The sequence below is a fragment of the Furfurilactobacillus milii genome (genome assembly GCF_009863985.1).
In the GTDB taxonomy this organism is placed as follows: Bacteria; Bacillota; Bacilli; order Lactobacillales; family Lactobacillaceae; genus Furfurilactobacillus; species Furfurilactobacillus milii_A.
In genome coordinates this window covers 232106-246234 of the sequence record NZ_WEZT01000005.1, presented here as the reverse complement: position 1 = coordinate 246234, position 14129 = coordinate 232106, and the positions used below count along the sequence as shown (strand labels likewise).

Annotated in this window: 15 protein-coding genes and 1 pseudogene; 11 read left to right on the top strand and 5 right to left on the bottom strand. The window is 41.9% G+C overall.

Annotated elements, in window-relative coordinates:
- The first annotated feature begins 177 nt into the window (after positions 1–177).
- Together GB992_RS04020 and GB992_RS04015 are read left to right on the top strand one after the other, a co-directional pair.
- Positions 178–1047, top strand: a pseudogene (locus GB992_RS04020) (aldo/keto reductase).
- A gap of 62 nt (positions 1048–1109) precedes the next feature.
- Positions 1110–1628: a DNA-3-methyladenine glycosylase I gene (locus GB992_RS04015; protein ID WP_161001323.1), complete on the top strand. Its 519-nt coding sequence runs from the start codon at positions 1110–1112 to the stop codon at positions 1626–1628.
- 357 nt (positions 1629–1985) lie between these two features.
- Here the strand turns inward: GB992_RS04015 and GB992_RS04010 are convergent, their stop codons facing one another.
- Entirely contained in the window at positions 1986–2480 is a 495-nt protein-coding gene (locus GB992_RS04010) for a TetR/AcrR family transcriptional regulator (protein WP_161001322.1), read from the bottom strand.
- 135 nt (positions 2481–2615) lie between these two features.
- On the opposite strand from GB992_RS04010, the gene GB992_RS04005 reads away from it, so the two are divergent.
- Both GB992_RS04005 and GB992_RS04000 read left to right on the top strand, forming a co-directional pair.
- Positions 2616–3569, top strand: coding sequence for an SDR family oxidoreductase (locus GB992_RS04005; RefSeq protein ID WP_161001321.1), 954 nt, complete (start codon positions 2616–2618; stop codon positions 3567–3569).
- Positions 3570–4026: 457 nt separating this feature from the next.
- On the top strand, positions 4027–4245 hold the full coding sequence (locus GB992_RS04000; protein WP_161001320.1) for a transposase: 219 nt from the start codon (positions 4027–4029) through the stop codon (positions 4243–4245).
- A 49-nt stretch (positions 4246–4294) separates the two neighbouring features.
- Here GB992_RS04000 and GB992_RS03995 read toward each other — a convergent pair whose 3' ends face one another.
- Entirely contained in the window at positions 4295–5968 is a 1674-nt protein-coding gene (locus GB992_RS03995; protein WP_161001319.1) for a glycoside hydrolase, read from the bottom strand.
- A 130-nt stretch (positions 5969–6098) separates the two neighbouring features.
- On the opposite strand from GB992_RS03995, the gene GB992_RS03990 reads away from it, so the two are divergent.
- The 3 genes from GB992_RS03990 to GB992_RS03980 all read left to right on the top strand — a co-directional run bounded on the left by GB992_RS03990 (position 6099) and on the right by GB992_RS03980 (position 7926).
- Positions 6099–6947 carry an aldo/keto reductase gene (locus tag GB992_RS03990; RefSeq protein WP_161001318.1) on the top strand — a complete coding sequence of 283 codons (849 nt, stop codon included), beginning with the start codon at positions 6099–6101 and terminating at the stop codon, positions 6945–6947.
- A 44-nt stretch (positions 6948–6991) separates the two neighbouring features.
- The gene (locus GB992_RS03985) at positions 6992–7330 is read left to right on the top strand and encodes a DsrE family protein (RefSeq protein ID WP_161001317.1); all 339 of its coding nucleotides are present in this window, start codon (positions 6992–6994) and stop codon (positions 7328–7330) included.
- 146 nt (positions 7331–7476) lie between these two features.
- Positions 7477–7926 (top strand): universal stress protein, encoded by a 450-nt coding sequence (locus GB992_RS03980; protein WP_161001316.1) that lies wholly within the window; start codon positions 7477–7479, stop codon positions 7924–7926.
- A 68-nt stretch (positions 7927–7994) separates the two neighbouring features.
- Here GB992_RS03980 and GB992_RS03975 read toward each other — a convergent pair whose 3' ends face one another.
- Entirely contained in the window at positions 7995–9638 is a 1644-nt protein-coding gene (locus GB992_RS03975) for an ATP-binding cassette domain-containing protein (protein WP_161001315.1), read from the bottom strand.
- A 113-nt stretch (positions 9639–9751) separates the two neighbouring features.
- Here GB992_RS03975 and GB992_RS03970 point away from each other — a divergent pair, with 113 nt between their 5' ends.
- From GB992_RS03970 to GB992_RS03955, 4 genes are all read left to right on the top strand, one after another.
- A complete protein-coding gene (locus GB992_RS03970) occupies positions 9752–10684 on the top strand; it encodes a helix-turn-helix domain-containing protein (protein ID WP_161001314.1) in 933 nt (310 codons plus the stop codon).
- 161 nt (positions 10685–10845) lie between these two features.
- Complete coding sequence (locus GB992_RS03965; RefSeq protein ID WP_161001313.1) at positions 10846–11049, top strand: helix-turn-helix domain-containing protein; 204 nt, start codon at positions 10846–10848, stop codon at positions 11047–11049.
- On the top strand, positions 11042–11545 hold the full coding sequence (locus GB992_RS03960) for a hypothetical protein (protein ID WP_161001312.1): 504 nt from the start codon (positions 11042–11044) through the stop codon (positions 11543–11545). Before GB992_RS03965 ends, GB992_RS03960 begins: the two co-directional genes overlap by 8 nt.
- Positions 11546–12229: 684 nt before the next feature.
- A complete protein-coding gene (locus GB992_RS03955) occupies positions 12230–12595 on the top strand; it encodes a VOC family protein (protein ID WP_161001311.1) in 366 nt (121 codons plus the stop codon).
- A 93-nt stretch (positions 12596–12688) separates the two neighbouring features.
- Here the strand turns inward: GB992_RS03955 and GB992_RS03950 are convergent, their stop codons facing one another.
- Both GB992_RS03950 and GB992_RS03945 read right to left on the bottom strand, forming a co-directional pair.
- Positions 12689–13156, bottom strand: a complete 468-nt coding sequence (locus GB992_RS03950; RefSeq protein WP_161001310.1) for a helix-turn-helix domain-containing protein — start codon at positions 13154–13156, stop codon at positions 12689–12691.
- Positions 13146–13895 carry a hypothetical protein gene (locus tag GB992_RS03945; protein WP_161001309.1) on the bottom strand — a complete coding sequence of 250 codons (750 nt, stop codon included), beginning with the start codon at positions 13893–13895 and terminating at the stop codon, positions 13146–13148. Before GB992_RS03945 ends, GB992_RS03950 begins: the two co-directional genes overlap by 11 nt.
- Positions 13896–14129: the final 234 nt, after the last annotated feature.

Below are 14129 nucleotides of genomic sequence, written 5' to 3'. Positions count from 1 at the left end.
GATTGCATTTCATCAGATTTACATACTATCTTTAATTTTACGACAATTATTTACTGTGTGCCGATAACGACTGTCACTGCGCATTCTTTTTCTTAAACGAATGATGAATGGATTTGAAACATGGCGGCATTCACGAGATAATGGACAAGTAAGTTTATTTGAGAAAGGATGACAAACATGAGTTCAAACATTCCTAACATCACACTGAGTAATGGCGTTGAAATCCCTCAAATTGGATTAGGCGTCTTTCGTGTCAATGATCCGCAAGTCGTCGTTGACAGTGTTGTTGACGCAGTGAAAGCGGGATACCGTCATATTGATACGGCTAGTTTTTACGGTAACGAGGCCGCTGTCGGCGATGGTGTTCGTCAAAGTGGTGTGCCACGACAAGACTTATTTGTCACGTCCAAAGTTTGGAATAATATCCGCGGCTATCAGGAAACAATTGATCAATTTAACCGATCACTAAGCCTATTAGACTTTGACTATTTGGATTTGTATCTGATTCACTGGCCGGCTGCTGGCTATGAAGAAAATTGGCGGGCCATGGAAGACCTGTATCACGCTGGTAAAATTCGGGCGATTGGTGTTTCCAACTTTGAACCACGGCACATTGAACATTTGATGGCATCGGCCACGGTTTCACCGATGATTAACCAAGTTGAAACACATCCATACTTGCAACAAAATGAAGTCCATGAGTACTGTGAAATCAACCATATTGTTCACGAGGCATGGAGTCCATAGGGCGGTGGCAAGAGTGACGTGCTCAGTGATCCGGCGATCGTTGACTTGGCCGCTAAGCATCGTAAGAGTGCAGCACAAATTTTTCTCCGCTGGCACGTTCAACGCGGTGAGGTGGTCATCCCCAAGTCCGTTCATCAGCAACGAATCGAGGAAAATGCGGACATCTTTGATTTTTCGTTAACGCCGGAAGAGATGCGCGCCATTGCGACGTTAGACCGCAACGGTCGGGTGGGTTCAGATCCTAACGATGAAGCGTTCTTAAAGCGTTCTACGACCTACGACAATCAGAATCATAAATAAATTAGCTTGCGTTAAGTTACTTCATCGATCACTAACGACGCAGGCAATTAAGGAGTCTGCGAATGGCTAAATCAGCTGGGGTAATTGAATATGATCGCGATTTTGGGAAAGAAACTCATGACGATCAGCGGATGTTTGAATTATTAACTGTTGGTGTTTTTCAGGTGGGGTTAAGTTGGCAAGCAGCTGCTAGCAAGTTGCCAGCTTACCGGCGTAATTTTTATCAAATGGACATTGCTAAGGTTGCTGCCATGGACTTAGAAAATATTGACAACGTTTTAAACGATCCGAATATGATCCGCAATCCCAGAAAAATCCGGGCAGTTATTAAAAATGCTCGGGCCATAATCGGTGTTCAAAAAGAATATGGCAGTTTTGCCAATTACATGTGGAATTTTGTCGACGAAGTACCTCACACTAAGAGTTACGAAACACGCGATGAAGTGGAAACGAGCACACCGTTTGCTGGTAAAGTGGCCAAAGACATGAAGAAACACGGTTTTACGTTCGTTGGACCAACCGTGACTTATATGTTTATGAAAGCTTGCGGCATGATTCAAGATCAGGTGTGGGACAGCTAAAACACACCATACATGTACAAAACAGCACCCCATAATGACGACTATGAGTCGAAATTATGGGGTGCTTTATTTTTAAATAATCGTCCAGATTACTTGGCAGTGCTTTTATAATTTGTTCAAGAATTGTGTCCAAAATATCAATCAGTTCAACATCTCAGTCATGGTTGGATCCTTGACAAAATAGTATCGAAGTTACCTGTTGGAGATGCCTAACCCAAAATAAAAAAGTTATGACGATAATAATTAATCATGGCTTGGAATCTTAAACTATTGTGGTGATGATTTTCATTTAATCTAATAGAGCCAGGTGCGAAACCTGATAGTATGTTTGTTTGATTGCGAGTCATCGTTTAATTACTAGACATTGTTAAAAATGCGATCTAGTTCGTCATAGTCGCTAAAAATATCGAATTGCTGGTGTGTTACTCGAATCCAACGTGTAATTGCATTTACACGACCGATAAAGAAACATTGATTAAGTGGAGAAATTTCTTTGTGTTGACTGATTATTCTCTCAAAGAAAAAATTAGAAAACTCTTTTACAAACTGTTCGTCGTCTGCTTGTGTTTGTATTAATGGCCGTAAGCTAGATGATTTAATTTCGGCAAGCATCTTAAACGGGTGCCGATAGATGTCATGGGTTTCAATGTGGTCATTAACAGTGACTTGATTGAAATGGTACTCAAGCAGTGCAAATTTATCAACAAAGTGTTTGTAAAAAGTTGAACGGTTGATCAGTGAAGCATCGGCAATTTCATTTACAGTAATTTTGCTGAAGGGTTCTTGCGTCAGTAACTCAGTAAAAGCTCGAAGAATCATTGCTTGTGTTCGTCGCGTACGTAAATCTGGCATGCCTAAATCCTCCAATTGTAGATTGTGTTGCATTAAGCAACACTGTTGATTATTGTCTCCCAAATATTAACACAAAGGTGATATTATGTCTCTATTGTTTGGTTATCATGATAATTGAGAAAGGTAGATTTATACATGACAAAAGTATTTATGACTGGCGCAACGGGTTTTATAGGCACTGCGTTAACCAAAGAACTAATTGAAAAGGGTTATGAAGTTACTGCACTTACTCACTCTGATAATGGTGTTGAAAAGTTGACTAAATGGGGTGCACAAGCATTAAAAGGAAGTTTAGAGGATTATGATTTATTAGCCGATACTGCCTCTAAAGCTGATGCGGTATTGCACCTTGGTATGGGGGCAACAGAACATTTTAAAACCTTTAGTGAAATATGTGAACTGGATGAACGCGACATTCGTGTGATGGGGGAGGCTTTAAAAGGAACACAGAAGCCTTTAATCGTTACACATGGAACTGCCGTGATGTTGCCAGGTCAGTTTTTTACTGAAAATGATGAAGCCGATGCTGGATTTCCACAGCGATCACCACGTAAGTCTGAGGTCGTGGCCCGTGAGCTGTTGAATGAAGGCGTGAATGCCTATGTTGTGCGATTGGCACCCATTGTTCATGGAGATGGAGATTTAAATCATGGCTTTGTATCAAACATGATTGCCGATGCAAAGTCTAAAGGATTTGTTGAAAATTATAATGGCGGGCAAAATCGTTGGACTGCCGTTCATGTTTTGGATGCGGGTCATTTGTTTGTACTTGCTTTGGAATACGCTTTGAGGTCGCATGATGGGTTGCATTTCTTCAATGCCAATGATGAGGAACAACTTAAGATGAAGAATCTTCGGAGCGTGATTGCTGATAAATTACATGTAGCAGTGAAAGATGTTTATGCTGACCCACAGCACCCCGACCAACAAAGCGGCGTAGATCCACAATCAATGTTGTTTGCAGCGCCACAATCAATGTTGTTTGCGATGGACATTCCGGCTTCGAGTAAGTTGACTCGGCAAACGTTAAAGTGGAAACCTACACATGCCCAACTTTTAGATGACATGGATCATTACTTTACTGACTAAGTTAACGCATTTTTTCTAGAATGGAATCTAATAGGAACGATATTTTCGATAAAAACTGGCCTGTTTTTTGTCCTTGTGAAATATAAATAATGCTGATATTTAAAAGACGCTAGTAACTGTCAATGCTGACGGTTATTAGTGTCTTTTTGTACAATAAATCTGTTAACTCAGCAATTTGAATTTAGAAGCGAAACTCAGACGTAATCTTGAGCAACTGTCTTGTTATGAACCTTGTCGGAGAAGTCCTCAAAGATTAAATCGCCTAAAACGATTCCATTAGCTTTGGCAATATACCATGCCAAGATTTGGAAAGGAATGATGGTCAAGGGAGGCGATTTGAATGGGGCATCAACGGCTGGAAACCTTGACTACAAGAACTTCCGGAAATTTACCTACTTCAAATACTTGATCACTGAAAGCGATGTTGAAGAGCTACATCTGGCATTAGTTGAGACAAATGTCCTTAGTAAAGCACTTAAGTTATATTCAGGATCATCTTGAATACGTGGATAATGCCCTGATCTATCGGTATTCTAATGGGCCACTTGAGGGCACTAATAATCGCATTAAAGTCCTTAAACGAAATGGGTATGGTTACACTCGATTTAACAACTTTCGTTTACGGATTTTACTCACCAAAACAATTAAAACAAAACACCCAATCATCATTCGATAATTGGGTGTTAAATAGAAAACCAACAACAGTTGACATAGAACCTAAATTGCTAGTCCTGTAATCCTAAGAAACGATAGATTGGCGTTACCCAGTGATTATCGAACCGCGATAAGCGCTTCAGTGATGTTGGCGTATGCGTTATCGGTGGCGTTTTCAAATTTTTTGCCGTTTGCTTAGGTAATTGCAGACTGTTGAAAGAATGCGGCGTTAATCGTACTTTGTAAGCCCGATGCCCGATAACAGCCTGGACTGTTTGTACTTTAGAGGACCGATTTTCAAGCAACAGTCGCGTTGAGCCATCGTGTTGCAAAATGGCTGTGTGATCCAATTGGCGATTTGTCGTTGAGGCAACACTCACGGTACCAGGTTGGACATCACGGCTGACTCTTTTGAGAACGTAATAGGCGGGATTGATCACCAATTGCTCTTTCGGTGTGCCGGCGTGTAAAACATTGATTGCAGCGCCACAGGGATTAACGGCTGCGTGAGTCGGACCGCCTTGGCCATTGAGGACCAAGTTCCAATCGAGATACCCTTGAACATGGTGTTCAAAATCGTTAATGATGTCGTATCCATAACGGGCTGCTGGCGTCCACTGATTGAGCCAAACGCCTTTTTCTTGTGCAGCTTCCGTGGCAATAATCTGTTGTTGGGGCTGCTGACGATGAAACAGGTCCAGGTTGTTAAAATTATCATCCCAAGCCGGTTGACCACTAAGGTTGCCCAAGCTCATCTGAGCATTTAAACTGGCGGCGTACCAGTGCACACCAACGCTGTCGACGTATTGGTGCACACCTCGATGCGCGTAAAACTCCTGGGTCCATTGATTAAAGCCCATCATGATTGGCTGAGTGGCGTCACTTTTAACGTAGTCCCAAACCATAATTTTTGTTTGTGGATGCCGTGCTTTTAATTTAGGACCTAAGTAGTGGGTGATAAAGGTCGCTGCTGCATCCGGTGTCCACGTCATTGCTTCCCATGGCGAGCTAGCTTGTAATTCATTTTGCAAGGACAACGTTTTAATCGCGACACCGCGGCGTTGTTGCGCGTCAACGTACTTAACTAAGTAGTCAGCATAAGCGGACATAGCAGCACGCTTTAATGCGTTGTTGACGAGAAAGTTTTGACCATCACGGCGGTGACTAACTTTCATCCATTTTGGTGGCGCCCATGGTGCGGCCATAATTTGGACGTTGGGCGCCTGCTTGAGAATCTGCTGTAAGACCGGTGAGACGTGAACATCGTCAGGTTTTAAACTGAATGTCGCTGGCGTGGCTTGTTTAGCATACGTATAGCCAAACGTCGAAAAATCAGTCGATCCAATCGTCAAACGCAAATTTGTGTAACGAGCTCCTTGAGCACCAAAGTAGGCCGTCAGAATTTGACGGCGTGTTTGCGGACGGCTCTTTTGAATGACACTGGCAGCACTGTCTGTTAAGGCGCCACCAACGCCAGTAAATGTTTGGCGACGACGATTAGGGAAGACTTGTACAAAGCCAGTACTATTGGAAACGTGATCAATATGTTTACCCATCACAAGATGCCGTTGATCATGCTGACCAGCTTGATTGGTAGTCGTCATCGTCGTTTGGTATCGTGGATCAGCCTTCGACACCGACATGGCTAATGCAGGCCAAGTGCTGCTGATCACGTTTGTAACGCCCACGGTTAGCATGGCAATAACGACTAATTTAATTGACGAACCAAGTTTCCGCTTTGCCACGTAGACCGCTCCTTTACCACGATTTCCTTAAGTATAGCATGGTGTTTATTGAAGAGAAGGGTTTTAACTGGTGAGATAGTTTTAAAACAGGTATGGTAAAAGTGGTTGAAATAATGGGAGGGTGTTACAGATGAGAACAGTCACAATCAATCAGCAAGTACTGCCCGCAATTGGCTTAGGAACGTGGCATATTGGCGATTCTGAGGCGACCAGGTCGCGCGAAATTGGTGCGCTATCTGCTGGACTTGATGCCGGTGCTAAAGTGATTGATACCGCGGAAATGTACGGCAATGGCCGCTCTGAACGGCTCGTTGGTGAAGTGTTAAACCAACATCAGCGCGATGATGTTTATCTTGTGTCCAAAGTCCTGCCAGAAAACGCGAGTGCAAAACAGTTACCGCGCAGTCTAGATCGTTCTTTGGAAGCCTTGAATACTGATTACCTTGATTTATACCTGTTACATTGGCGGGGCAATATTCCACTTGCAGAGACGGTTCGTGCAATGGAAGCTGCTAAGAAGGCAGGTAAAATTCGTGCGTGGGGCGTATCAAACTTTGACGTGGATGATATGCAAGAATTGCTAAGCGTGCCTGATGGCGACCAGGTTGCTGTTAATGAGGTGCTTATCAACTTACAAAATCGTGGCACCTTATTTGATCTGTTGCCATGGCAAGAGGAACATCATATTCCAACACTTGCTTATTCACCTATTGCACAAGGCGATACACTGGGAGGCAACTTGGCAGACAATGAAACACTGAAAAGCATTGCTGCGGCCCACCATGTGTCGGTGTTTGCTATTATGTTGGCATGGGTTATTCAATTGCCTGATGTGTTGGCAATTCCAGAGTCTGGGACAATCGATCATGCCAGAGAAAATGTTGCTGTGGCGGACCTAGTGCTTAGCGATGAAGAACTGACGCGGATAAATACCGCATTCCCGACGCCAACACATAAAGTTCCGCTAGCTGTGATTTAACAAGCCAATTTTATAAAAACCGAAAAATTAAAGGAGCTGTTGAAATGCGTCATAAGGTTGTCTTTCATGTGGATCAGCCTGATCACTGGGCTCACACGATGCAAAATGTCGCTAACTTAACCACATACGTCGAATCTGAACCTAAGGAGCAGTTGCAAGTTGCCGTGTTAGTCAACGGCGCTGCCATCACCAAATATTTGGATCAGGATGGTCAAAATGCCGTTCGCCGTTTTCCCGAAGTTGAATTTCATGCCTGTCATAACTCGATGACTACGCATCATGTTACTGCCGATCAATTGCCAGAGGGCGTGATTGTGGTCCCCGTGGGCGTTCTAGATCTCATTAAATTACAAGAGTCCGGGTACGCGTATATCAAACCATAGACGTGGCATGCTGTGCAAAATCGCTGATTTAGCGACTATAAATGTTCACTGAACATTCAAAGGCAGATTATGTGAGGATGAAATCAAATTATGATATATATAAGTCAGATTTCATAAACCTAATCCCTTTGAAGGAGGCGATTAAGATGGCATTTCCACCAAAAGACATTATGGTACCCCTCGATGGTTCCAAAAATGCTGAACGAGCTTTGACAACAGCCATTGCTCTGGCGAAAGAAAGCAAGGCCCGTTTACACCTCGTCCGTGTCATTGACCCAAACATCTATGCCGCTTACGGTGGTGGCGCTAATGCGACCGTATTTAACGAGGATGTTCGACTCGCAACCGAAAATTATTTAGAGGATGTTGCCAAGCGAGTTAAGGAAAGTGGTTTTACAAACTTTTCAACAAAGCTACTGCAAGGCAATATTAAATCTACGCTTGCTCGTAGCTACCCAGAAGAACACAAAATTGATTTAATCATTATTGGGGCTACGGGGATGAACGCCATCAGTCAGGCGGTCATGGGATCAGTTACTGCCTATGTTGTTCGGCATGCGACTGTTAACGTGTTTGTAGTTAAAGATGACGCCTGAATAATGTTGATTAAAACGCTTCTGCCATTACTTCGTTTTGGTCGAAGCGTTTTAATTTGCTCTGAATATTAATTATTCTGTGTGTCCTGAGTTCGAGTTAGGTTTGCAAAATCAATGACACGACTGAATAATGGCAGAACTTGATCGTGAACCGTGTGACTGATCATAATGAGCGTCAAAGCGGGCATGTTTAATAACAACTTCTCAATATAAATAGCAGTGGCTGGATCGATTGCGGAAGTGCCTTCGTCTACTAGAAGCACCTCTGGTTGACGTAATAAAGCTCTTGCTAATGCTAACCGTTGTCGTTGACCGCCAGATAAGCAATTACCGTCAGTGCCGACTTGTAAATTAAGAAAATGAGTTCCATCTTTTTCTGAAGTTACCAATTTCATTTGTAACAGTTGATGAATCAACTGTTGATCCGTGAATGTTTGATTTAACCGCAAATTTTCACGAACCGTGCCCTGAATAAGCAATGGTTGTTGATCCAAGTAAAGAACTTTTCTTAAGACGTAGTTTGCAGACTTAGCTGATATTTGATGACGTGATATCATAATCGTCCCTTCAGTCAGCGGCAAGTAACCAGCAATCAGTTTCAAAAACGTTGACTTGCCAGTACCACTTGCGCCAGTTAGCAAGATTTTTTGACCTTGATAAAACGTTTGCGAGACATGGTCAACTAGCAGTATCGAGCTTGCTGGATAGTGATATGACACATTATTTAATTGAAGCACGAGTGGTACGTCTTTCTGCGCATTGCCTGGTTTGATGGACGGTACCGCCATGAATGCCTGCTCGTCAACATATTTTTGAAAAATTGGCCGTGTGCCACGAATCAATCCAAGTGTATTGCTCAGGTTGCCCAAACTATTAAAAACATTGCCCGCCAAACTGCCGACCGCGTTGATGGTGCCAATGCTGACAAGGTGCTGAACAGCCAATAAACCGGCTAGACCAATTAAAACGACTTGCGAAAGAATATTACCTAAAAAGCCGATTATACCAATTTGTGTCTGAACGACTGTTCGTTTAACGTTTGCGTATTTCAGTGTCACTGAGGCGGAACGAACTTTAGCAATTAGTAAAGGCAACGATTGAAAAGTATAGAGCAGGTTGAAGGCGTGAAGGGCATCATGTGTGGTACTAACAAATTGCTCATTTTGATGTGTTAAACCAGTGCTCGTAACGCTTAATCGGTGATCCAAAAGGCGCGGCAGTAAAATGATTAGTCCTGTCAGCACTGCCGCCGCTGAAGCTAGCAACCAATGAAAATAGACTAGGGTAACTAAGGCCAAAAGTGCACCAGCAATGTCTTCAATAACAATAAACAAGCTTTCAAAACCTTGCTGATTAATCAGTTGTAGATCATTATTTAGCCAAGATTCATAAGTTGCTGAGTCGCGCCGATTATATATGTTGTAGGGCTCGGCCGTTAATACGGTGACAATATCCGTTCTGATGGCAATATCGAGGTTTTGAATAAGATGTTGTTCAAACACTTCAGAGACATATTGAATGAGTGCGACGGTGCACCAAATACATAACAGTATTCCTACCTGTTGAACGAACTGAATTACTTGTCGTTTGATCAATGCATTTAGAATATTTGCATTGATGACCGACGCATAAACCGTCAATGACTGAGCCAAAGTTAACAAACAAATTGCGAAGATGAATTGTCGCTTGAACTGCACAATGTACTTTTTCATTTGATTCCCTCCAATGTCTGTCACTAAGTTTAGTAAACAGACATATGGGCAGCTTTTAGAAAATGTGGCGTATACTGCACGTATAGAGGCTTTTAAAAAGAGGGTAACGGAATATGCAAAACGAAGACCAACCAACCTTGCCAGCCGGCATTGTGATTAAACAGTTGCGACAGGCTAGGGCGCTGACCCAAAAAGAAGTCTATCAGGGCATCGTTTCACGTTCTTTTTATAGTCGTTTAGAACACGGTCAGTACGATGTGGATGCAACTCATTTATGGCAGCTACTAGATCGGCTTAGTGTTGGCGCAGCGGAATTTGATTACCTCAGACGTAATCATCAAATCACGTCCGAGGCCAGCTTGCTTAATACAATAAGCGATTTATATGCACAGCATCGCTTTGACGAACTGAAACAATTGTATATAGCAAAACGAAGTTCACAGTTGGAATCTGATCGACTATTGGCCAGTGAAATCTATACATTAGTGCGCGCGTATGGAACAAACATGTTCAAGATGGCGGTTGAACCAAGTTTAATTGCTGTTGAACACTTGGAAAATCTGTCTCAGTGGTCTTTATTCGAACTGCAATTAGCCGGCCCAGCGATTTGGACTGTCAATTCATTAAAACGCAAACAGGCATTAGTTGAGCGAGGAGAAGCTTGCTATCATTTTTATGCTGCCATGAATGGTTCATATGCTGCTAATTTAAGAGAGATGCTGTGGCTTAATTACTTGCAGGACTTGCTGACACGACCAACGTATGTAAAGGACGCTAAATTCAGTGATGCCAAGAAAGCTTGGAAGGAAATTGATGCGTTATCTGATTTGTCATCAGACTTTAATTGCCGACTGGAGCGATTAATGAGCCATGTTATTGGTGCACTCTACTTTGCCGATGACCAACAGGACGCTATCAACCAAGCGCATCAGTTGTTAACGACATTTCGAATGCTTAATGGCAAAGATAAGCATCAAATCTCCATCCAGGAAGAAATTATTACGTTTCAACTCAAACGTGCACAAGAATATCATCGCTATCACTGATCTGAATTAACAAGGTGTTTTTACTCGGCTTTAGCCGCTCACTTTGAATTCTTTTTTTGAGATGAAATGTAAAAACTGTTTGACACGAAATGTCAAAGATGTTTTACTTTAAGTGTCAAAGACGTTTGACATTAGATTAATAAACAAAGGAGCTGACGGTCGTGCAGAACGTGATCAATTCAACACGTAAGCAGCAAAAACTCTCTCAGGCCGAATTAGCGACTAAAACAGGGGTAACTCGGCAAACCATCAATGCAATTGAAAACGATAAGTATGATCCATCTTTGGACTTGGCGTTTAAGTTAGCCGATGTGCTTGGACTGAGAGTGGATCAACTATTTTTATGGGGTGATAAACATGATTGAAACGAAACATGCTATTTTACGACATGCGGTACTAGACACAGTCATGATAATGGAATTTATGTATTTTTTCTGGAGCAGGGTGATAATTAAATTTAGTGCTGGCATTATTTTAATGATAAGTTTGTTTGCCTTTGTGTGGGCTCAAAGCTATTTAGAAAAAATTGGAAAGCCGGCATATCAAGCCAGTATCTTTACCAGTAAAAAACACCGTCAACTTATCACTTTGGAAGCAAATGATGAACGAGAGTGGCAGCAATTACTCAAGGCAGATTATTTGAGCACGCGAATTATGTTGATATCTTTAAGTTTGCCAGTGGTCACAGCCACGATGTTACCAGAGTTCATTCAAGGTTCAGGTGATTTTGGATCAGGCTTTTTTTCACCACATATAATGGGGTCTATAGTTGTTAGCCTCATCGGATACATATTTTTGGTGAAGGAATGGGGCTATGTGTTCATTTATTTTAAAATAGAAGAAGACAGTCAGCGCTTCTGAAATAGTTGATTGTAATATTGATACCAGGTTTCGTTGGTCATCTTGTTCGACTGATACTGTACGCTACTGTCATAGTCAGCGAAATTAGATTGATACGGCTTAGAAAGCAATTAACAAATAACGGGGAAAAAGCAACGGACCTATTTAGTCTTAAACGACTATCACTCGACAGCATTCCAATGATGAGCGTGAGTGGCAAAACACTTTACAGGTCATGCGAATAAGCCAAAGAATAACTGGATTTTACATTGCTTTAGTCATAATTTTAAATCATCACAATTTCAATGTTTATGGATGGAGACTCACTGTTAGCAATGTCGTTAAACCAAACTGATTTTTCAGTAACGCGTATGAGTTGACTGGTGTTCACGTATCGTAAACTTGATCGGCAAAGTTAGATAGACTTTAAAAGCATTCAGAAGTATGTATGCAGTAGAGAGTGGACTCAAACTGATTACATTTTGACTGAATACTTTTAATTTCGCTTTCTAGTTTACATAATATATATTATACAAAGTAGTGAAAGAAGCTCTTTAAATGCTCTTCAACCTCAATGTCTTGTTTTTTAGACGCATCGTTCGACATCAACTGTTCATGTCTCGTATACTTCATTTAGATTCATGAATACTTTGCCGTATATTGACACAGCCATCATCCAATCATCAACTTTCCGGAGGTTTAATTATGATAGTTAAAAATCGCATCATGCTTTATGTGACTAACGTTGCTGTCTGTGCTAATTTCTGGCACAAATATTTTCGCGCTGAAATTGCTGAGACCAATGAGATGCCCGACAACAGTCAAAACATCGTCTTACGATTCACTTCAGCCCTCGAAATCTCGCTATTTACAACGTCGTTCATCAAACGGTATTCACCTGAAGTATCACTTACAACGCCGTCATTAATGCTGTTCAGTGATGAATTTGAACAGCTTCATAAAAGATTACCTAATACTGGCCACATTATCGTGAATAACGGTGTGCGGACATTTAATTTTGCTGACCCCGAAGGCCATTTTTTTGTGATTGCAGAGCAGTTGGATCAGTAATAACGCTTGAATTACTGCAATGCGTTTTAGCATAGGCAGTTGTATAATACAACTAGTTGAAGCTTCTCTACTCAATTCAATATAGCTCACCATTTAATGTTGCTGACGGTATTGTCTAGGCGTTTGACCACACAATCTTTTAAACCACTTCGTGAAGTAACTGGCATCTTCAAAGTTCATCATTGATGCTATTTCAATAATGCTAGCCGAAGTGGTTGTCAGCTGCTCTTGAGCAAACATTAATCTGAACTGATTTTGATAATTCATAAAAGTTCGACCTGTTTCACTGCGAAAACGGCTTGCTAAATACTTGGCAGATTTGTGTTGTTGTGCCGCTAAAGTGGTCAGCTGAATACCGGTATCCCGGTGAGCATAAATTTCAGCCGTGAGTGCATTGATGTCTTTCGAATAATGGTGTTGATTTGCTAAACGAACCTCTTTGGCGAAACGAGTCATTTGGGTCATTAAGACCCCAACAACATCGTTCGTTCTCGTCTGAGCCTCAATCATTTGAATCGTTTGATCACTAATGGCATACGCACTGTCTGCATTATAAGCCACCCTGAATGGCTGACCTAGTCGCCAACGTGGTGGCTGCGATGGCTAAGTCTTTTTCATTGCGCAGTTGATTGCCTGGAACGACCAGGCCGGGTTTGCCACTGTTGGAGAATCGTTGGAATGCAACGATGACCTGATCATCCTGCCCTGCCCTAATGGTGTTATAAAGGGCAGTTTCAGCCTGATAGGGGGCGCGGTTCGATTGTGAAGAAGATGTATCTTTAACCATGGCGTCAACCTTGGGTTGTGGCAAACGAAGTCCACTAGTCAGCTGATGAATTAATGTGTTGACCGTTTTTTGATCAAACAACGCAGTCAGCAGTAATTCCACGCTAGCAATTAATTGCTCTTGGCTGATAACCGTTGGCAGTAGACCATTATAAGTTCGGGAAAAATAATCAAATTGTTCGGCCAATGAGGGTGCCTGGTTCATTTCTTCTCCAGTCACCCTTTTTAATTTACGCCCTTCGTTTGTTGAATTGATAAACGGGCCGATGAGGAGACCATTCTCCTTGCGTCGTTGACACCACAGGTATTGCTCGCCATGGTCGCCAGCAAAATAGATTAGTTGTGTTTGGTCATCAATGATGCGATTAAGCGTTTCAAATTGAGTCTCTCGTAGTTCGTGCCAACGCCCGTTACCCGCACTTATCCAGCGGTTTTTACCGGCAATTTGGCTGACAGCAAGGTGCGTTAAGACATAAAAATTGGCTAACACTTGCGCTGTTTGTTTTTGATTCATGTGCATTTCCTTCTAAGTCACGTTGTTCGTTTACTATTCTTAAATACCAACTAAACCAATTCTAAAAATAATGTCCCAATAGTGCTTTTTTCAAGGATATTTTACCAGCTTTTACGACAATAGTTGATAAAATGGGGCAAATTACAAGTTTAATCCGAACAAGCCCGGAATCTTTCAATGGCAGTCTGTTGATGATGTATTTTTAATGGTCGTTGATTAATTAGTTCAAGTGCT